Here is a 19,872-nt window from a genome sequence, read left to right on the forward strand (position 1 = left end):
AGGCTCCGCAAGGAGCCTTTTTGCTAATTTTAGATATCTATTTCAATTACAGACTTAAAATCACGCCCGCAATCGAAGCGCTCATTAAGTTCGCCATCACACCAGCGATAATCGCACGGAAACCATGCTTAGAAACAAATGCACGCTTTTCTGGTACCAATGAGCCCAACCCACCAATCAGCATCGCCATGCTTGAGATGTTAGCAAAACCACACAAAGCAAACGTCACGATTGCTTGTGAGTGTTCACTGAGTTGAGACTTCACTTCAGCAAGCTGGATGAAGGCAACGAACTCATTCACCACAATCTTATTACCAATCAGCGAGCCAGCTGTGGTTGCTTCTTGCCATGGTACACCTAATAACCAAGCGACAGGTGCGAATACATACCCTAGGATCAACTCGAAGCTTAGTGGCGTCCCAACAAGGTCACCAATCCAACCTAGCATGCCGTTTAACATTGCAATGACACTGATGAACGCCAATAGCGTACCACCTACCGATACAGCAATGCGTACACCCGCCATTGCACCATCGGCTAATGCTTCTACTACGTTGGTTGCACGTGGAATTTCAACTTGGCTAATGTCGATATCTGCTGCTTTATCCGTATCTTCTGGCATTAAGATTTTTGCCATTAACAAGCCCGCAGGTGCCGACATAAATGCGGCAGCGATCAGGTAGTTAAGGTCAACGCCCAGTGACGCGTAACCGACCAACGTTCCACCAGCAACAGAAGCCAAACCACCTGTCATCACCGCAAAGAACTGCGAGTCGGTCATGTGCTTTAGGTATGGCTTTACCATCAATGGCGCTTCAATGGTGCCAACAAAGATATTCGCCGTAGCAGACAAAGACTCTGCACGACCGATACCCAGCAGCTTTTGAATACCACCGCCGATAAAGTTAATGATTTTTGGCATCACACCAATGTGATAAAGACCTGAGATAAGAGAGGAGAAGAAAACGATGATACCCAGAACATTGATCGCAAAGGTGAAGCCCCCTGTCGCCAAATTACCGAATAAAAACGCAATGCCCTCTTGACCATAGTTGATCAAATTCGACACTACGCTGCTCACTGAATTCAGCGCATCTCGTCCTGCTGGTACATATAAAACCAACAACGCAAACAGTACCTGCAAAGCAAACGCAAACGACACTGTTCTCAGCTTTATATTTTTTCTATTTGTAGAAAGTAGCCATGCTACGAATAGTATGGCTACGATACCAATAATTGAGTTCATAAAATGAATCCGACAGAAGGGGGATATGGAAGGCACCGGATTGTATAGCGGACTCAAAATGCTGCAAGTTGAGGATGTTAACAGTGTGAAAAGTTTAAGCGCCCAATAATTGACCTTAATTATAAGGCATTGAATTATAAGAATATAAACGTTTGCTTATTTTTATTATTTCTATATAGAAAAGATGTTTCTAGTTCTGGAAAAATTTTTGTGAAGTGAATCACCTTATGTGCCGTTCAATAACGTCATTGATCCTGTTACTTAGGAATAGATATGTAAGGCGCTAGACGTTGATCCCAATGACACGGGTTACCGATCTTCTGTTTGATGAAGTTAATCACTGCGGATATTTTTTTGGGCATATGTTGGCGGCTTGGATACACCGCATAAAACGGCATCGACTGGCTTGCTTTCCAGTCCGGTAACAACTGTATTAACTTACCCGTTCTAAACTCATCACCCAGTAAGTAAGTGGCAAGGTAGGCAATGCCCCAACCTGCAATAGCGGCATCCCGAACGGCTTCTGCCAGATCCACTGAATAGTTGCCCGAAACTTTTACGTTCAACTCCTGCTGATCTTTAGTAAACGCCCACCCCGTATAGTCACGCTCCCAGCTTCTGTATATAAGACAGTTGTGAGAAGACAAGTCATCCGGCTCTGTTGGCGTATCATGTTTCAATAAGTAATCTGGTGATGCCGCCACAACAAACTGGCAATCCGTCAAACGCTGCGCAATGTAGCCTTCAGGCAAATGCTCGTTGTTGGTTACCCATAAATCGAGCCCTTCGGCTAACATATCGACCTTATAGTCAAACAGATGTACTTCCACTTGAAGTTGAGGATACAGTTCGCGTAACTCTTGAATCGCTGGGATAATGTGTAAGGTACCAAATGATTGCGACAATCCAAGACGTACCAAACCTGCCACTTCATCCCGCTGGGTTTCCATCTCTAATGTGGCGCTGCTCACCGCTTGTACCACTTGCTCACAGTGATGAAAAAAGGTTTTTCCTGCCTCAGTCGGCGTAAAGCTTCGCGTAGTGCGTTGAACAAGCTTGATACCAAGATACGCTTCTAGCTGACTCAACTGCTTACTCACATGAGACACCGACACGCCTAAGCTCTTTGCAGCAGCCGTGAAACTTTTATGTTTAAGAAGAGCGGAGAAGATCACCATTTGTGCAGCACGTTCAGATAACACGCTTTACCTCGATTTGATTATAGGAAAAACAAAGGACTCCGAAGAGCCCTCATACTGGATGCCAAGTGATTATTTGATAACAGCTCAGTATTTAATTCGGTCAGCCAAGTGACTCACGGCGAGTGCGAAGTAGTAAGAGCGGTTCCACTTCATCAGTACGTTGTAGTTATTGTAAACCAGATACGTACGACCATTTTCGTCGTCCGGCATGATCAACCAGGCTTTGATGTCTTCATCCAGTTTTGGCAACGGACTACCATCGTATTTTGTGATGCCAAGTTTGCTCCACTCCTGAAGGTATTTACCTTTTTCAGCCGTGCGCCCTTCTAAGCTACGATCAATGCCTTTAGGGACTTTCACTTGGCGACCCCAAGTGTATTTGTCATCCCAGCCGGACTTGCTCAAATAGTTAGCAGTTGATGCAAATACGTCGGCTTCAGATTGCCAAATGTCTTTTTTACCATCCCCGTTGCCGTCAGCGGCAAAACGAAGAAAAGAGCTTGGCATAAACTGACATTGCCCCATCGCACCAGCCCATGACCCCTTGAAGTTTTCTAGTTCAATATGGCCTTGATCAAGGATCTGCAATGCCGACATGGTCTCTTTACGGAAAAACTCTTCACGACGACCTTCAAATGCCATTGTCGATAGCGCGTCAATCACTTTGAAGTTACCCGTAAATTTACCAAAGTTACTTTCTACACCCCACAACGCTACGATAAAGCGAGGCTGCACACCGTACTCATCGCCTATACGCTTTAGCTCGGTGTAATGCTCTTTATAGAGTTGTTTGGCTTGCTTGACCTTCCATTCAGGCACCGCGCGAGGAATGTATTCATCCAACGTCAGTTTCTTCTCTGGTTGGTTTCGGTCCGCTTTTACTGCTCGAGGCTTGTACTCAACATTCGCAAAAGCAGCACTAATGACCTGCTCTGAGATACCTTTATCACGCGCTTCAGCACGCAGCTTATTCAAGTATTCATCGAAACCCTCGCTACTTGCAAAAGCCGAGGTACACACACCAACGCTAAGCATGGTAGCCAGTATTTTTTTCATATTGCCCTCCTTGAGCAAGGCAGAAATCCCAGATGAAAAACGATGACGTTATTCGCCTTTCTGCTGGGCTTTTTGTTCTTTGTACTTTTCTAGTAGGTTCTCCGGCGGAGGCGGAACCTGCAAAAAGAAGCCATCATTTTGCAATGAAGCCTTCACTTTTTCGATATCAACTTGTGCCAATTTACGGCCATCAAGTTTAATCGTCATAACAGCGATAGGCTTACCGAACATCTGCATTAAGGTGTCAGGAACCTGTGAAAAATCATCCTTTTTCGGAATATAGAGATAAGTACCTTCTTTTTTCGAGCTTTTATAAATAGAACAAAGCATGACACGCCTTTTATGCTGATTTAGCCGCGTTGAGTGCGGATTAGGTTGAAAACGTCAAATTCTCGCAAACTTAATAGCAAATTTGAGATTAATTCACCTATTTGCCCACGAGAGAACTTGCTGCGTCAAAGGATGAAATATAACATGACAGACCTAGTTTAAGGCAACGCTCTTTCAATAAAGGCAAGAAGTCCACGATGACCCATTCACCAGACCTTAAAGGTAGCAGTTTTACATTGTCAGTTTTACACCTTTCTGACAATGAGATCGCAAAGACTGTCGAATTTTTGCAAGAAAAAGTTTCTCAAGCACCTTCTTTTTTTGCATCCGCGCCTTTGGTAATCAATATAGCAAAAGTACAAGGCGACATTGATTTCCCTAAGCTTAAACAAGGCATCTCAGATGCTGGTTTTATTCCGGTCGGTGTAACGGGCTGTAAAGACAAGCGTGTACAAAATCTTGCTTCCGAAGCTGGCTTCGCCATTATGTCGGCAAGCAAATCACCAAGCCAGGCGCCAGCCAAAATGGCACCAACGAAAGTAGTTCGCACGCCTGTTCGATCAGGACAACAGATCTACGCGAAAGATGGTGATTTGGTGGTGTTAGCGCACGTAAGTGCTGGTGCTGAAGTCATCGCTGACGGCTCTATTCATATCCATGGCACACTTCGAGGCCGTGCGATTGCAGGCGCAAGTGGTCAGCAGGAAGCGCGTATTATTTGCCACGATTTACAAGCAGAACTGGTATCCATTGCGGGTGACTACTGGTTAAGCGATCAAATTGAAAGCGAGTACTGGCAAAAGAAAGTAATGATCAGTAAAGCCGATGAATCATTACATTTAGAAGTTCTCGCGATTTAATCTAAAAAGGAAAAAAAATGGCACGCATTATTGTAGTAACGTCTGGTAAAGGTGGCGTTGGTAAAACCACTTCAAGCGCAGCCATCGCCTCTGGTCTAGCTCTGAAGGGAAAAAAGACCGCGGTGATCGATTTTGATATCGGTTTGCGTAACCTCGACCTAATCATGGGCTGTGAGCGCCGTGTCGTGTATGACTTTGTAAACGTCATTAACGGCGAAGCGACATTAAACCAAGCGCTGATCAAAGATAAGCGCACGGACAACCTATTCATTCTTCCTGCTTCTCAAACTCGTGATAAAGACGCACTGACAAAAGATGGTGTTCAGCGCGTATTCGGCGAACTTGATGAAATGGGCTTTGATTTCATTATTTGTGATTCACCAGCAGGTATCGAACAAGGCGCATTGATGGCCTTGTACTACGCCGATGAAGCCATTGTCACAACGAATCCAGAAGTCTCTTCTGTGCGTGACTCTGACCGCATTCTCGGTATTTTAGATTCTAAGTCCCTGCGCGCAGAACAAGGGCTAGAGCCAGTAAAACAGCACCTGCTACTGACTCGCTACAACCCATCTCGCGTCACTCAAGGCGAAATGCTAAGCGTTGAAGACGTAGAGGAGATCTTACATATTCCACTACTAGGCGTGATTCCAGAAAGCCAAGCCGTGCTTAACGCGTCAAACAAAGGTGTACCGGTTACTTTTGACGATAACACCGATGCGGGCATGGCTTATTCTGACACCGTTGATCGCTTATTAGGCAATCAGGTTGAATTTCGTTTCCTTACTGAGGAGAAGAAAGGACTCTTTAAACGACTCTTTGGAGGCTAGACATGTCATTATTAGAATTTTTCCGCCCACAGAAGAAAACTTCTGCGAATCTAGCTAAAGAGCGTTTGCAAATCATTGTTGCTGAGCGCCGCAGCCAAAATGATCCTGCGCCTTCTTACTTGCCTCAATTGAAAGAAGACATCCTGAAAGTGATCAGTAAGTACGTGGCAATTGATCCAAATATGGTTGACTTAACATTTGAGCACAAAGACGACGATATCTCAGTTCTTGAGCTCAATGTGAAGCTACCAGACGACGAGAAGTAAACCACTTTTCCTCGCGAGATCGAATGCTCAGATTTGAATGAAAAAGGTTGGCACCGAGGCCAACCTTTTAATCTTTTATTACTTTAATGCTTTGTTCATCTTGTCGCCGAGCAGGTCCAAGCGCCAGCCCTGCATCAAGTCAGGCAACACTTCTGGATCGCGATCTTTTTTCCACACCCAACTGATCAGCTGATTAATCTGCTTTTTAGAAGCAAGGAACTCCGTCGCTAAGCCAGACTTCTGCGACGCCGATTTCACTATGTCTTTCATATTTTTGAAGACTTGTTTGTAACCTGGATAATCCATTAAGCGTTCAATTTTCGCTGGATACTCTTCAGAAGGTGTTTGCTTCGCTTGTTTAACAATAGCGGCAATCTTCGCGCCATGGCGGTTAATCGCTCGGATATCAATATCTTCCGCTTCCATCTTCTTAAAGTTAGTTAAGCCAAGACGAGCGACTGTTAATAGGTCACCTTCTTTGAAGATAAAGTTCAGCGCTAAATCTCGTTTGATTGCTTCACGGTAACGCCACGTCGCTAGAGGCTTTAAAATAGCCAGTTCAGAAGGTTTTAATTGCCAAGCGCCCTTAATATCAAGGTAGGCATTCTCTTCATTGGTTACACGAATACGTTTCGAAACGAGTAAATCACTTTCTTGTTGTACGGCTTCCCACCAACCTGCTTGCGTCACCTTATCGAAAAGCTTTTCGTATAACGGTAATAAGTAATGCACGTCTGCAGCAGCATAATCTAATTGCTTTTGCGTCAACGGTCGAGCCATCCAGTCAGTACGTGATTCACTTTTGTCGAGCTCTACGCCTAAATATTCTTCCACCAGCGATGCGAAGCCTGTTGATAGACCGTGGCCAAGAAAGGCCGCCATCAACTGAGTATCTACCATAGGGAACGGCGTACAACCAAATGCATTTTGGAAAACTTCTAAATCTTCACCGCAGGCATGCAGCACTTTTAACACGGAAGTATCTTTTAATAGCGCTACGAACGGCGTCATATCCGTTAATTCGGTCGGATCAATCAGCGAGAGGCGATTACCATCGAAAAGCTGAATCAGACCTAACTGCGGGTAGAAAGTGCGAATACGGACGAATTCGGTATCCAGCATCACTACATCTGCCTCTCGGGCGTGAATGCAAACTTCTTCTAGGTCTTTGTTTTTGGTAATAATTTGATAATTCACATACTTCTCGCTATAAAAAATGCCAGCAAAACGCTGGCATTCTATCATTTTTTAAATCTCTCGACTCGACGAAATCGGCTTATGCGCTTTTCTTCGCGAGTTCAGCGTCGTTCTCTTCACGCAGAACACGACGCAAGATCTTACCGACATTGGTTTTAGGGAGGTCTTCACGGAACTCAACCAACTTAGGTACTTTGTAGCCAGTTAAGTGCTGACGACAATGCGTAATCACTTCATCTTTGGTCAAGCTCGGGTCGCGCTTCACGACGTAGATCTTCACTAATTCACCAGAGACTTCGTGCGGTTGACCAATAGCAGCCACTTCAAGGACTTTGCCGTGTAGCGCTACAACGTCTTCGATTTCGTTCGGGTAAACATTAAAGCCTGATACTAAGATCATGTCTTTCTTACGGTCAACGATGTGCAAGAAGCCTTCGTCATCGAACTTAACAATGTCGCCCGTTGATAGCCAACCGTCTTCGTTGATCGTATCTTTCGTTGCTTCAGGTCGTTGCCAGTAGCCTTGCATAACCTGAGGACCACGAACTTGAAGTTCACCAGTTTCAGTATTCGCAAGAGCGTTGCCTTCTTCGTCCACAATGCGAACTTCCGTTGATGGCACAGGCAGACCAATCGATCCATTGTATTCAACAAGGTCATGCGGGTATGCCGCAACCAATGGAGAACACTCGGTTAGGCCGTAACCTTCTAGTAGGTAACAACCCGTGGTCTTTTGCCATCTTTCTGCTACTGAGCGCTGCACTGCCATGCCGCCGCCAACGGCTAAACGTAGGTTACTGAAATCCAACTCGTGGAAGTCTTCGTTGTTGATCAAAGCATTAAATAAGGTATTCACGCCCGTGATCGCAGTAAACGGATGCTTTTGTAGCTCTTTCACGAATCCTGGAATATCTCGAGGGTTGGTAATAAGTAGGTTACGGCCACCCATTTCGACAAACAGCAGACAGTTTACGGTAAGAGCAAATACGTGATACAGCGGTAGCGCTGTCACGACCAATTCACGGCCTGGAGATAAAACCGGCCCGTACGCACCTTTCGCCTGTAAAACGTTCGCAATCATGTTACGGTGAGTCAGAATCGCGCCTTTCGCGACGCCTGTCGTACCGCCCGTGTATTGCAGGAACGCAATGTCATCCCCTGACATAAACGGTTTAACGTATTGTAGACGACGACCTTTACGCAATGCCTGACGCATTGAGATCGCACCAGGTAAATCGTACTTAGGCACCATGCCCTTAACGTACTTCACGACAAAATCGACAATCGTACCTTTCGCTCGTGGCAGCATTTGACCAAGGCTGGTTAACACAACGTGTTTAACTGGTGTTTTATCGACGATTTGTTCTAACGTATTCGCAAAGTTAGACACAATAACAATCGTCGTCGCACCTGAGTCATTCAATTGGTGTTCAAGTTCACGAGGAGTGTAAAGTGGGTTAACGTTTACGGCGATACAACCTGCACGCAAAATACCAAACAACGCCACTGGGTATTGCAGTAGGTTTGGCATCATCAGAGCAACACGGTCACCCTTTTGCAGTTTTAACTCGTTTTGCAGATACGCTGCGAATGCGCGACTACGCTCTTCCAATTTACGGAAGGTCATAACCGAGCCCATGTTCATGAATGCTGGTTGGTCTGCATATTTTTGTACAGACTGCTCAAACATTTCTACCAAAGACTCATATTGCTCTGGATTAATGGTTTCAGGTACGTCACTTGGATAACGTGAAAGCCATGGTTTATCCACGATGTTACTCCTCGTTTATAACTGGCTAAAAAATAGCGTCCTTTTTATTTTGAAAGCTATTACAGCACAGCGAACGTGCTTGAGCACGCAACTCTCAAACACTTGTTTAAATTTTGTTAACTACACCAAGAATTCGCGTTGCGACCTCGAGTATTTGCTCTAAATGACAGTGATGACCACCCTTGACAGAAACCACTTGCGGCGGGTTCTCTCCCCAATCAGCTTGGTTAGATGGTAAATTCTGAAATCCTTGATCGCCTAATACGATCAAATGAGGACAACGTATTTGGCTGGTAATCGAGTTAGCATGCGCTTGCGCCATTCGGTAAAGCGACGCACATTTTAACTTGGTGTCATGCCGCCAATACCATTTATCTCCTCGCTGCTCCGTTCCTCGCTCGACTATCGGCAGAAGCTGCTCAGCGGTTAATTGGTTGGCTTGCACGCGTAATTTTAACGCCAGATCGAAGGAGGCAATGGCTCGCTCTGGCTTGTTTTGCTGTCTTACTCGACTTAAAACGCCATCGCGAAGACGAGGCAAACTGTTAGTAGGATCTTCAGTAAGAGGTCCTGCTCCCTCAATTTGCACAAGAGCTTCGACCTGCTCTGGAAACGCAGCACTATAGCAACTTGCGATTAAAGCACCAAGTGAATGCCCTACTAATATCAGTCTGTTTGGCGATAATTCGTCCAACAACTGATATAAATCGGCAATATAGTCGTGAAAGGGGTAATAGTTATCGTGAGATTTATGACTCGATAAACCGTGACCAAAATGATCGATGGCGAGGAGGTGTAAGTGAGGATTAAGTTGGTTCAACTGCTCCATGAGCGCTTTAAAGCTGCCCGCATTATCTAACCACCCATGAAGAAAAACGACTGACAAGTCAGCCGTTTTCTCGTTCCCTATCTCAAGGGCTGCCATTTTGCCGGCAGGAAGCTCGAATTGACGCTCATGCATCGCAGATTATTTGACCTGTTTTATCACTTTACCGTCTTGTGGGAAATCATTACGCCACATGCGGCAGTTAATCGAGTAACATGGGTAAAAGTAGGTTGGCGAGTCATACATGCGTACACGTTCTTCAATTTTCCACAAACGGTAGCCTTGCCCCTTAATGATCGGGAATACGTATTCGTGCTCACCAATCTTTCCTTCTTCTTCTCCGGCGCCTTTACCTACAACCGTCAACAAGCGGCCTTCACTAAAGGCGACAGGCTCTAAATAGCCATCAAAATAGGCGACAAAACGTCCCGTAGGCTCTTCATCAATATCCGGTTTACCAGACTTACTGATTGGAAGATTTACAATCTCTAGACGCGTTTTATCTTTAAAGTTATCCACTTTAGCGATGATTCCACCAAGGCGAACATCTTCACTCACTTGCCCCTGAGACTCAGCAAAAGCTTTATAGTCTGTAACGACTTGTTCTGTGCTTGCATTTAGCTCCTCTGGCAACGAGCTACACGCAGACAAACCAACCGTAGCAAATAATGCGAGAAAAAACCGTCCAAAAACCTTCATAAACCACCTTTCAATATTAGTAACCCCAAGCAGGGGAGATCTCACACGTAAATATCGACACCAAGTAATTGAGCCAGTTCCTCTTTTTTAGCTCGATTCATGACATCCATGTACTGCTCCATTGCTTTACGTGCGCTCCCTTCAGGAAGGTCATATTGCACTTGAGCTCGGTGAATTTGGGACTCATCCACGTGTTTTATGGAGTGCGCCACAGCGTTAGCAACCTTTGAAGGCTGACCTACAGGCTGCTTTGTTTGTGATTTATCTACCTGCTTCTTTTTGCTGACTTTATTAGTGCGATTTGCACCGGGAATCAAAGAAGGAGGCAAGCCATTAATCGACGCCATAGCACTCCATAAAAATACAGGGCAAACGCCCTGCTTTTTGTCAGGTTAATGAAAAACGGACTATTCGCGACCAGGAAGTTTTTTCCATGTCACATTATCGCGTAGATAAACTGGGCTAGAATCTTCTACCGGCACAGTATTACCCTTTTTAAATTCTTGTTCAGCAAGAATCACGATGTCTTGTGAATCAGGGTACAGAATCTCACCATGCGTCAAGTTAAACGGTAAATCTGCTAACGCTTCTTGGTAGGCATCCCAACCCGTGCCTGCTGTCGTCCACGTTTTGTCGTCTGCTTGTGCTTCTTCAGTTAGACGTGCTGGTGGAATAACACACTCTTCATCAATACCAACCCATTCACCATTGTCTTGACGAGAATAGCGCGCCCAATAAACTTCACTCATACGTGCATCAATGGCAACAGCGACATTGGTCACACCATGTAAACGATGGCTACCTTGAGCCATCGCAGCCAGCGTTGAAACGCCGATCATAGGTAAGTCAGCACCGAACGCCAAACCTTGTGCGATACCAATACCGATACGAACGCCAGTAAAGCTACCTGGACCACGTCCAAACGCTAACGCATCTAGCTCTTGTAGAGTCAGGTCAGCTTCTTTGAGTACTTCATCAACCATTGGCAGTACTTTTTTGGTGTGATCGCGTGGTGCAACCGCGCTACGTGAAATCACTTGATCATTAGCCAACAACGCAACTGAACAGTTTTCAGTCGCTGTATCGATAGCAAGAATTTTTGCGCTCATTTAACTCTCTACAACTCTCATTTATTGGGTTATGCCTCAGCACTTGCGTCTGTGACAGATTGTTCTGCTTTCAGGAATGCTTTGATTCCATCTAAGTCTCGCGTTCTTGGGATAGGTGGTAGACTTCCAAGGAAAATACCACCGTAGTCTCGCGTGACAAGGCGATTATCACAAATGATCAACGCACCGTGATCCTTCTGATCTCGAATTAATCGCCCTACTCCCTGCTTTAACGTAATCACTGCATCCGGGATTTGTACTTCAGCAAATGGTTCACCGCCACGTAATCGACAATCCTCGATACGGGCTTTGAGTAGCGGATCGTCAGGGGCGGTAAACGGTAATTTGTCGATAATAACACAGCTCAGCGCATCACCTCTAACATCAATCCCTTCCCAGAAAGCGCCTGTCGCCACGAGTAAAGCGTTACCCAGCTCCATAAACTCTGCCAAGGTTTTCTGCTTACTCATCTCCCCTTGCATTAACACAGGCAGCTCAAGTACTTCTCGGAACTTCTCGCCTAGTTCACGCATCATGCTGTGCGAGGTACATAAAAAGAAACAGCGGCCATCGTTTTCTTCAATCACCGGAGCAAGCATTCGGACTAACTTATCCGCTAAGCCGTTACTGTTTGGCTCTGGCAAATACCTTGGCACACAAAGGCGCGCTTGTTTTTGATAATCAAAGGGGGACGGCAGAGAAAATTGCTTTGTAGGCTTGAGGCCAAGGCGCTCAGTAAAGTGCTTGAAGTCGCCCGATACGGCTAGGGTTGCTGACGTGAAAATCCACGCGCCTTGTTTAATCTCTATTTGCTCATGGAACTTGTCCGCGACAGAAAGAGGCGTAATGTGCAGAGCGAAATGACGAGGCGAGGTATCGTACCAGTATGAGTAGCCGGTAATATCGACATCACATACCCGGTCGATGCGGCCTTTGATCAAATTGGCTCGTTCAAAGGCGGTATCCAGTAATTGACTGCGCCCTAAGGCTATTTTGAGTACATCAATCGCCAATTCGAGGCTATCAGTTAAGCGCAATAATTCTCGCTTAATAGAGCCTGATTGCAACGCCTCACGCCAGTTGCCACGAAAGCCAGGCTCACCCAGTACAATCCGCATGTCCATTGCGCTTTGCATTAGTTTGTCACCCACTTTTTGCAATTGGCGCATATCTTTTGCTTCGGTGCGATAGGCTATTTCAATGTCTTTGGCAAGATCGTGAATTTGGCGACTTGATACTGACTGGCCGAAATATTCGCTCGCAATATCTGGCAACTGATGAGCTTCATCAAAAATAAACACATCGGCTTCTGGAATCAGTTCACCAAATCCTGTTTCTTTGATCGCTAAATCAGCAAGAAACAAGTGATGGTTCACTACAACAATGTCGGAATCCATGGCTCGCTTACGCGCTTTCAATACAAAGCAATCGGTGTAGCTCGGACACTCTTTACCTAAACAGTTATCATTGGTTGAGGTGATGGTCGGAATGATCATGCTGTCTTCTGGCAGATCATCACAATCCCCAAGGTCACCTGTTTTGGTTTCTGATGACCAAGCACGCACTTTAACCAGTTGAGTTAATAACGTCGGGTCAGATTCATTAGTGTGGCTTTCGACCATTTGGCGGCTCAAACGATCCAAACACAGATAATTAGAACGCCCTTTTAATAACGCCACTTGGCCATAAAAACCAAGCGCATTGACCATAAGCGGTAAGTCCCGATGGTACAACTGCTCTTGCAAGTTTTTCGAGCCTGTACTGATGATCACTTTTTTACCACTCAACAGTGCAGGGACTAGGTATGCGAAGGTCTTACCGGTTCCAGTTCCTGCCTCTACCACTAACTGGGTTTGATCTTTGATCGCACTGCTGACGGCTTCCGCCATATCGATTTGTGGCTGACGAGCTTGAAAGCCCGGAATGGCCTTACCTAACGCGCCATCAGAGGAAAAAGTTTTTGCGATCATGCTTGGTATTGAGTTTGAAAAATTATCGAGAGTATATCAGAGGAATAGGAGTGACATCAGCCCACAATCTGGCCAGCTTGCGGCGACGCACGGATATTTTGTTGAAACCAACGTAAGAATAGATTATTTATGGTGAAACATGGCAGTACAGTTACACCCGCCTGGGAATAATAACAAATTCGTACGCTAAAATATTAATGCATGGAAGTACCTGATTTATGGAAAAGAAAACACTGTTGACCCACTGTTCTGACGCCCCGGGTCTCATCTCGAAAATCACTAACATCTGTTACAAGCACCAACTCAACATCGTTCACAATAACGAATTTGTTGATAATACCAGTGGCCACTTTTTCATGAGAACGGAGCTGGAGGGATACTTCAACGATCAAACGTTTCTTGCCGACTTGGACCAAGCCCTCCCACAAGGTGCTAAGCGTAAATTGGTTGGCTCTCGCCGTAAGCGCATCGTCATTCTCGTCACAAAAGAAGCGCATTGTTTAGGCGATATTCTGATGAAAACCTACGATGGAAGCCTAGATGTTGAGATCGCCGCTGTGGTGGGGAATTACGACAAACTTCAAACTCTCACCGAGCGCTTCGACATTCCTTACCACCACGTGACCCATGAAAACCTTAGCCGTGAAGAACACGAGCAGAAGATGCTAGAAGTGATCGACCAATACGATGCTGATTTTTTGGTGTTAGCTAAATACATGCGCGTATTGACGCCTACATTTGTTGAGAAATACCACCACAAAATCATTAATATTCATCACAGCTTCTTACCTGCTTTTATTGGCGCGAAGCCATATCAACAAGCTTACGATCGCGGTGTGAAAATCATCGGTGCAACGGCACACTTCGTGACCAATGATTTAGATGAAGGGCCGATCATCAAGCAAGACGTAATTCCTGTCGACCATACATTCAATGCCCAAGATATGGCACAAGCGGGACGCGATGTAGAAAAGAATGTGTTGAGCAAAGCGTTGAATAAAGTCATTAACGACCACGTCTTTGTTTATGGAAATAAAACAGTGATCCTGTAATCCCTCCGCACTAGTTACAACGAGAATGAAACCCGTCCAACTTGGCGGGTTTCATCTTTTCAGGGATATCCCCCCGACTCTAACCATCAAAATTAAACCGATATATTATAATTTTTCATTTCACTACAACTATTTACTGAGAGAATGATTCCGTTTATCATTTGGTCCCCTTATAATAAACCACGTTAATATTACGGAATTAAAATGAAAAAAACGTTAGTGGCTTTTCTGATTGGGCTGACTTTGCCAGCAACCACAATCGCAGATACTCTTAAGCCTGTTCAGAATGATGTATCCACTCGCATTATTGGCGGTGAGCCAGCTAATACTTCCGACTGGAAGTTTATTGCTTCACTGGTACGTAAAGGACAGCCAGCATCTATTGGTCACTTATGTGGCGGTAGTTTCCTTGGTGGAAAATACGTATTAACTGCTGCGCACTGCGTAGAAGACTTCAATGCGGACGATCTGGATATCGTTCTTGGTCTTTATGACAAAAACAGAGAGTCTCAAGCACAGCGCATCGCCATTAAAAATATCTATTCACATGATGCATATAACAACATAACAACGAACAATGACATTGCTCTTATTGAGTTGGAACGCAGTGTCGACAGCGCGACTATTGCTCTTGCAACGCCAGAAGTTCTAGCTAACGTACGCGCAGGAGATAAAGTACATGTCGCAGGATGGGGAAACACCTCTACGACAGGAAGGGAATTTCCGGCTGTTTTACAACAAGTTGATTTAGAGTATGTGGATCGAGAGACCTGCCAAAACCTAAAAGGAGATTACGCCAAGGTATCAGATGATGGCATCTGTGCGGGATACTATTGGGGAGGAAAAGATAGCTGCCAAGGAGATAGCGGCGGTCCACTCATCGTTGATGATAACGGTATCAACAAATTGCTAGGCGTGGTCAGCTGGGGGGATGGATGTGCTCAACCAAACGCTTATGGTGTTTACGCCAACGTCGCTCATTTTCAACACAATGGATGGATAGATAGCCATCGCAATACTATCAGCTTCACTAAGTACCGAGATCTTCGTTTCGTTGAGCGAAAAGCGCAGCAAGAGACCTTTACTATTCGTAATGACGATACTATCCCATTCAACATCTACCAAAGCACAATATCATACGGAAGTACCATCGAGAAAAGCACTTGTACTGGTACCTTAAAGCCTTCGCAAAGCTGTCAAATTACCGTCGGCTACCAACCTAGCTATTCGGGATCAGAAACAACGATAGAGCTCTTTACCGATCATCCGAAACTGTCCAGACTCACAACAACTTTCGAGTATTCAGGTGTAGATAAAGCAAGCAGATCAGTGCGTAATGCCATTCCGCTAGCAGACGCAAATGTTTATACCGGTCAAAACGCTTGGACGGCTGAAAATGGTGAACTGCAATCAGCGGATATGGGAGCTTATCCTGGTGTATCTGAGCTGGTTTTGACCGATCTTCCGAAGGGCAAACTTACCATGGATCTCAAAGTAATGTCCGATGGTTTTGATTACTTGTTCATCTTAGTTAATGGTGAAATTTACGATAGCACCAACCAACTCCTCGATTATAAAGAGATCCAGATCGATCTTTACAAAGCATCTAATACGATAACGTTTGAATACGTCCAACACCCGTTTTCAAGTGGCATTTACAGCGCGCAAGCATTTGTTCGCAACATAAATATGTCAGTCAGCACAGATAATACGGGCGATGCTGGTAACGACGTTAATAAAAAGTCTAGTTCAGGCGGCAGTTTATCTATTGGCCTACTGGTGTTAATGGCTGCAGGTTCATTCGTACGACGCAAAAAAAGGTAACGAGATGAAACATAGACTCAAGATATTCCTACTTGGTTTGGGCACTATCAGTTTAACTGCATGTTCAGCAAACGCAGGACTGCAAACAAACCAGACGTCTGAGCACCAAGCAATGATGGTAGAGACTTATAGGACAAGTGAGAGTCAAATTTCATTTATCACAGAGTCTAACGGCTGCAGTGAAAACGAGGACTTTAGCCTAAAAATAGAGCAAAGCTCACAGACAGAAGCTCTTATTACTATCGTTAGAGACAAGGCGGATCATTGTAAACGAATGCCGTTTGCCAAAACTTTTACACTGCCTTTAGATGAAGAGTTGCAAGGCAAAAAGCTTTTCATTACAAACCCAAAAAGCAAGTCACTAACTAAATAATAGTTAGCTTGCAAAAGGGAGCCTCGGCTCCCTTTTTACTTCCAACAACTAAGCAACTCTCACTCTAGCGTTTACGACTGCTCAGACTCAACAATACGCTTGAGTGAGTGCGGGTGCAGCTTGATACAAATGCCTTGATACTTAAACGCCACCGTTGGGTTATTCAAGCGTTCGCCTTCCCCTTTCGGGCTCGATAGTTTGATCTTCACACCCAGCTCTTCTAACTCATTAAAGCGTGCGCCAAACGCTGGATAAGTGTGTCTCAAATCAGCAAGAAACTCATCTGCGGTTTCGGCATGAGACGGAATCACAAACTCCACATGTTCCCAGCTTTCAGTTGGGTAGATTTTGCCTTCCGCAGGGTATGGCAGCTCCAGACACTCAATCTTCCAGCCACGGCTTTCCAACGCTTTATCGAACTCAATAACAATAATTGGGCGACCGTTGATTTTCGCTTGTGAAATCACCTTTCCGTATTGACTCCAAGCCTCATGCGCGGCTTTTGCGGTATCAGTATCGTTAATACGCAACGCAATATGGTCAGCTTGAGCAAAGCTCAGATCCAGTTTTAACAGGGATGCAAACTCTTCAATCTTCGCCATAAATACATCCAAATCTTGGATCATCAATTCAGGCGCTAGGCGTTTTTCAACTAGTTGAGTCGTCATTGTGGCTCTCTTTTGGGGCTATTTATCTCATTACTCTGAGCGCAATAGTAAACGCAAACCAAGCCTCATTTCCATTCAATCGAAAAAGTATAAATTTCGCCTATTCATCTCTGTATGAAAAGCAATAAAGTTGTTATGATTAGCCCCATTTTTGTGAACTCTAACAGAGCTCGGCGTACATTTTGCCGAGTTCTTTGTCCTTGAATTGAAGGAAACGCGTGTGAATATCCAAGCACTTATTAATGACAAAGTATCTCAGGCTCTAGAAGCCGCTGGCGCACCTGCAGGCAGTCCTGCGGCGGTACGCCAATCAGCAAAGCCACAATTTGGTGACTACCAAGCAAACGGCGTAATGGGCGTTGCTAAAAAACTGGGTACTAACCCTCGAGAATTTGCACAGAAAGTACTGGATGTTCTGGACCTAGATGGTATTGCGAGCAAAACAGAAATCGCTGGCCCTGGTTTCATCAACATTTTCCTAAGCGAAGAGTTCCTTGCGAAACAAGCCGACGCGGCGCTAGCAGACGAACGCCTTGGCGTAGCTAAAGAAGAAGCGCAAACCATCGTTGCCGACTACTCTGCACCAAACGTAGCAAAAGAAATGCACGTAGGTCACCTGCGTTCAACCATCATCGGTGATGCAGTGGTACGTACGCTTGAGTTCTTAGGTCACAAAGTGATCCGCGCGAACCACATCGGCGACTGGGGTACTCAGTTCGGTATGCTTATCGCAAACCTTGAGCGCGTACAACAAGAGTCTGGCGAAGTTTCTATGGAACTTGCGGACCTTGAAGGCTTCTACCGCGAATCGAAAAAGCTGTACGATGAAGATGAAGAGTTCGCAGTAAAGGCGCGAAACTACGTGGTAAGACTGCAAAGCGGTGACGAGTACTGTGCAGAAATGTGGAAAAAACTCGTTGATGTAACCATGATCCAAAACCAGCGCAACTACGACCGTCTAAACGTGTCACTGACTCGTGACGACGTAATGGGCGAAAGCATGTACAACGACATGCTTCCTAAGATCGTTGCAGACCTAAAAGAACAAGGTCTTGCCGTTGAAGATGATGGCGCGCAAGTTGTATTCCTAGATGAATACAAGAACAAAGATGGCGAACCAATGGGCGTTATCGTTCAAAAACGCGATGGCGGTTTCCTATACACAACAACAGATATCGCATGTGCAAAATATCGTTATGAAGAGCTAAGCGCAGACCGTGTGCTTTACTTCATCGACTCACGTCAACACCAGCACCTAATGCAAGCTTGGACGATTGTTCGTAAAGCGGGCTATGTGCCTGAGTCTGTATCTCTTGAGCACCACGCGTTCGGCATGATGCTGGGTAAAGACGGAAAGCCATTCAAGACTCGTGCGGGTGGTACCGTTCGTTTGGCAGATCTTCTGGATGAAGCAGAAGTTCGCGCAGCACAGCTGATCGAATCTAAAAACCCTGAACTAGATGCGGAAGAAAAAGAGAAGATCTCTAAAACAGTTGCAATGGCAGCGGTTAAATACTCTGACTTATCTAAACACCGTACGACTGACTACGTGTTCGATTGGGACAACATGTTAGCGTTTGAAGGCAACACAGCACCATACATGCAATATGCATACACTCGTGTAGCTTCAATTTTCGCTAAAGCTGGTGTTGCTATGGATGCTCTCCAAGGTGACATCAAAATCACTGATGAGAAAGAGAAAGCACTTATTGCTAAACTTATGCAGTTCGAAGAAGCGGTGCAATCTGTTGCTCGCGAAGGCCAACCACACATCATGTGTAGCTACCTATTCGAACTAGCAGGTCAGTTCTCTAGCTTCTACGAAGCGTGCCCTATCCTAGTTGCTGAAGACGAAGCAGTGAAACAAAGCCGTCTGAAACTAGCTGCGCTAACAGCGAAGACCATCAAGCAAGGTCTGTCTCTACTGGGTATCGATACTCTAGAGCGTATGTAATCCGCTTTTACGTAGTTAGCTTAAGTAGCACAAGCTAAATGATGACGAAGGTTGACGTGAAAGCGTCAACCTTTTGTTTTATCTGTCGTATACTACTTCAAACTAAAAATTAATCGGACAGCAATAATGAGTTTTGAACTTCATCCTCAATTGGCAAAAGACACTTCGGTGATTGGTCACTTCCCACTTTGCGTCGCGCTTCTTCATAAAGATAATGCTGTGCCATGGGTTATCTTGGTGCCTAAACGCGAAAATTTGAAAGAGCTACACCACTTGCCAATGCAAGAGCAACAACAGTTTTTGCTCGAATCTCAAGCGGTAAGCCAAGCACTCGAAGCGACATTCCGCCCAGACAAGTTAAACCTTGGTGCCCTAGGTAACATGGTGCCACAGCTGCACATTCACCATATTGCGCGCTTTAAAGACGATATGGCATGGCCAGGACCAGTTTGGGGGAATACAAAAGGAGAGTTTCGTACTGACGAAGAACAAGAAGAGATTCTTAACCGAATTCGCAATGTGTTGTCGTTAAGCTCTATCTTCCGTAAAGCGTAACCGTTATATAACTTTTAATTCAGGCAGAAAGTAAAAAGCCGCATCATTGCTGATGCGGCTTTGTTGTTTTTGCGCGATGGTTCA

Annotated in this window: 20 protein-coding genes; 8 read left to right on the plus strand and 12 right to left on the minus strand. The window is 45.2% G+C overall.

Annotated features, from left to right (window positions below; translation table 11 throughout):
• Positions 1 to 46: 46 nt before the first annotated feature.
• The 4 genes from CBX98_RS03755 to CBX98_RS03770 form a co-directional block, all read right to left on the minus strand.
• Positions 47 to 1,246 (minus strand): NupC/NupG family nucleoside CNT transporter, encoded by a 1,200-nt coding sequence (locus tag CBX98_RS03755; protein ID WP_031780514.1) that lies wholly within the window; start codon positions 1,244 to 1,246, stop codon positions 47 to 49.
• Between the two features lie 257 nt (positions 1,247 to 1,503).
• On the minus strand, positions 1,504 to 2,448 hold the full coding sequence (locus CBX98_RS03760) for a LysR family transcriptional regulator (protein ID WP_109168606.1): 945 nt from the start codon (positions 2,446 to 2,448) through the stop codon (positions 1,504 to 1,506).
• Between the two features lie 84 nt (positions 2,449 to 2,532).
• The gene (locus CBX98_RS03765; protein ID WP_109168607.1) at positions 2,533 to 3,504 is read right to left on the minus strand and encodes a lytic murein transglycosylase; all 972 of its coding nucleotides are present in this window, start codon (positions 3,502 to 3,504) and stop codon (positions 2,533 to 2,535) included.
• Positions 3,505 to 3,552: 48 nt separating this feature from the next.
• Entirely contained in the window at positions 3,553 to 3,834 is a 282-nt protein-coding gene (locus tag CBX98_RS03770; RefSeq protein ID WP_005382303.1) for a YcgL domain-containing protein, read from the minus strand.
• Positions 3,835 to 4,031: 197 nt separating this feature from the next.
• Here CBX98_RS03770 and minC point away from each other — a divergent pair, with 197 nt between their 5' ends.
• From minC to minE, 3 genes are read left to right on the plus strand one after another with little or no spacing between them, the layout of a single operon-like run.
• A complete protein-coding gene (gene minC, locus CBX98_RS03775) occupies positions 4,032 to 4,694 on the plus strand; it encodes a septum site-determining protein MinC (RefSeq protein WP_005382304.1) in 663 nt (220 codons plus the stop codon).
• Between the two features lie 17 nt (positions 4,695 to 4,711).
• Complete coding sequence (gene minD, locus CBX98_RS03780; RefSeq protein ID WP_005388331.1) at positions 4,712 to 5,524, plus strand: septum site-determining protein MinD; 813 nt, start codon at positions 4,712 to 4,714, stop codon at positions 5,522 to 5,524.
• Positions 5,525 to 5,526: 2 nt separating this feature from the next.
• Positions 5,527 to 5,790: a cell division topological specificity factor MinE gene (gene minE, locus CBX98_RS03785; RefSeq protein ID WP_005396037.1), complete on the plus strand. Its 264-nt coding sequence runs from the start codon at positions 5,527 to 5,529 to the stop codon at positions 5,788 to 5,790.
• A gap of 78 nt (positions 5,791 to 5,868) precedes the next feature.
• Here minE and rnd read toward each other — a convergent pair whose 3' ends face one another.
• The 7 genes from rnd to CBX98_RS03820 form a co-directional block, all read right to left on the minus strand.
• Positions 5,869 to 6,987 carry a ribonuclease D gene (gene rnd / locus CBX98_RS03790; protein ID WP_082244853.1) on the minus strand — a complete coding sequence of 373 codons (1,119 nt, stop codon included), beginning with the start codon at positions 6,985 to 6,987 and terminating at the stop codon, positions 5,869 to 5,871.
• A 79-nt stretch (positions 6,988 to 7,066) separates the two neighbouring features.
• Positions 7,067 to 8,758 (minus strand): long-chain-fatty-acid--CoA ligase FadD, encoded by a 1,692-nt coding sequence (gene fadD / locus CBX98_RS03795; protein ID WP_005396044.1) that lies wholly within the window; start codon positions 8,756 to 8,758, stop codon positions 7,067 to 7,069.
• Positions 8,759 to 8,864: 106 nt separating this feature from the next.
• Positions 8,865 to 9,719 carry an alpha/beta hydrolase gene (locus CBX98_RS03800; RefSeq protein WP_109168608.1) on the minus strand — a complete coding sequence of 285 codons (855 nt, stop codon included), beginning with the start codon at positions 9,717 to 9,719 and terminating at the stop codon, positions 8,865 to 8,867.
• A 6-nt stretch (positions 9,720 to 9,725) separates the two neighbouring features.
• On the minus strand, positions 9,726 to 10,283 hold the full coding sequence (locus CBX98_RS03805) for a Slp family lipoprotein (protein ID WP_048626136.1): 558 nt from the start codon (positions 10,281 to 10,283) through the stop codon (positions 9,726 to 9,728).
• A gap of 41 nt (positions 10,284 to 10,324) precedes the next feature.
• Entirely contained in the window at positions 10,325 to 10,630 is a 306-nt protein-coding gene (locus CBX98_RS03810) for a hypothetical protein (protein WP_012842040.1), read from the minus strand.
• A 60-nt stretch (positions 10,631 to 10,690) separates the two neighbouring features.
• On the minus strand, positions 10,691 to 11,392 hold the full coding sequence (tsaB, locus tag CBX98_RS03815) for a tRNA (adenosine(37)-N6)-threonylcarbamoyltransferase complex dimerization subunit type 1 TsaB (protein WP_109168609.1): 702 nt from the start codon (positions 11,390 to 11,392) through the stop codon (positions 10,691 to 10,693).
• A gap of 29 nt (positions 11,393 to 11,421) precedes the next feature.
• Complete coding sequence (locus tag CBX98_RS03820; RefSeq protein WP_005382210.1) at positions 11,422 to 13,362, minus strand: ATP-dependent DNA helicase; 1,941 nt, start codon at positions 13,360 to 13,362, stop codon at positions 11,422 to 11,424.
• A 218-nt stretch (positions 13,363 to 13,580) separates the two neighbouring features.
• Here CBX98_RS03820 and purU point away from each other — a divergent pair, with 218 nt between their 5' ends.
• From purU to CBX98_RS03835, 3 genes are all read left to right on the plus strand, one after another.
• Positions 13,581 to 14,414 carry a formyltetrahydrofolate deformylase gene (purU, locus tag CBX98_RS03825; RefSeq protein ID WP_005382206.1) on the plus strand — a complete coding sequence of 278 codons (834 nt, stop codon included), beginning with the start codon at positions 13,581 to 13,583 and terminating at the stop codon, positions 14,412 to 14,414.
• A 204-nt stretch (positions 14,415 to 14,618) separates the two neighbouring features.
• Positions 14,619 to 16,238 (plus strand): serine protease, encoded by a 1,620-nt coding sequence (locus CBX98_RS03830; protein ID WP_046874241.1) that lies wholly within the window; start codon positions 14,619 to 14,621, stop codon positions 16,236 to 16,238.
• 4 nt (positions 16,239 to 16,242) lie between these two features.
• Positions 16,243 to 16,611, plus strand: coding sequence for a hypothetical protein (locus CBX98_RS03835; protein WP_010645551.1), 369 nt, complete (start codon positions 16,243 to 16,245; stop codon positions 16,609 to 16,611).
• A gap of 71 nt (positions 16,612 to 16,682) precedes the next feature.
• Here CBX98_RS03835 and CBX98_RS03840 read toward each other — a convergent pair whose 3' ends face one another.
• Positions 16,683 to 17,279, minus strand: a complete 597-nt coding sequence (locus CBX98_RS03840) for a VOC family protein (protein WP_109168610.1) — start codon at positions 17,277 to 17,279, stop codon at positions 16,683 to 16,685.
• 220 nt (positions 17,280 to 17,499) lie between these two features.
• Here CBX98_RS03840 and argS point away from each other — a divergent pair, with 220 nt between their 5' ends.
• Together argS and CBX98_RS03855 are read left to right on the plus strand one after the other, a co-directional pair.
• On the plus strand, positions 17,500 to 19,233 hold the full coding sequence (gene argS / locus CBX98_RS03850) for an arginine--tRNA ligase (RefSeq protein WP_046874243.1): 1,734 nt from the start codon (positions 17,500 to 17,502) through the stop codon (positions 19,231 to 19,233).
• A 126-nt stretch (positions 19,234 to 19,359) separates the two neighbouring features.
• Positions 19,360 to 19,788, plus strand: a complete 429-nt coding sequence (locus tag CBX98_RS03855; protein WP_012842045.1) for an HIT domain-containing protein — start codon at positions 19,360 to 19,362, stop codon at positions 19,786 to 19,788.
• The last annotated feature ends 84 nt before the right edge of the window (positions 19,789 to 19,872 follow it).

Origin of the sequence: Vibrio sp. T9 (assembly GCF_003123985.1) — a bacterium.
GTDB classification, from domain to species: domain Bacteria; phylum Pseudomonadota; class Gammaproteobacteria; order Enterobacterales; family Vibrionaceae; genus Vibrio; species Vibrio diabolicus.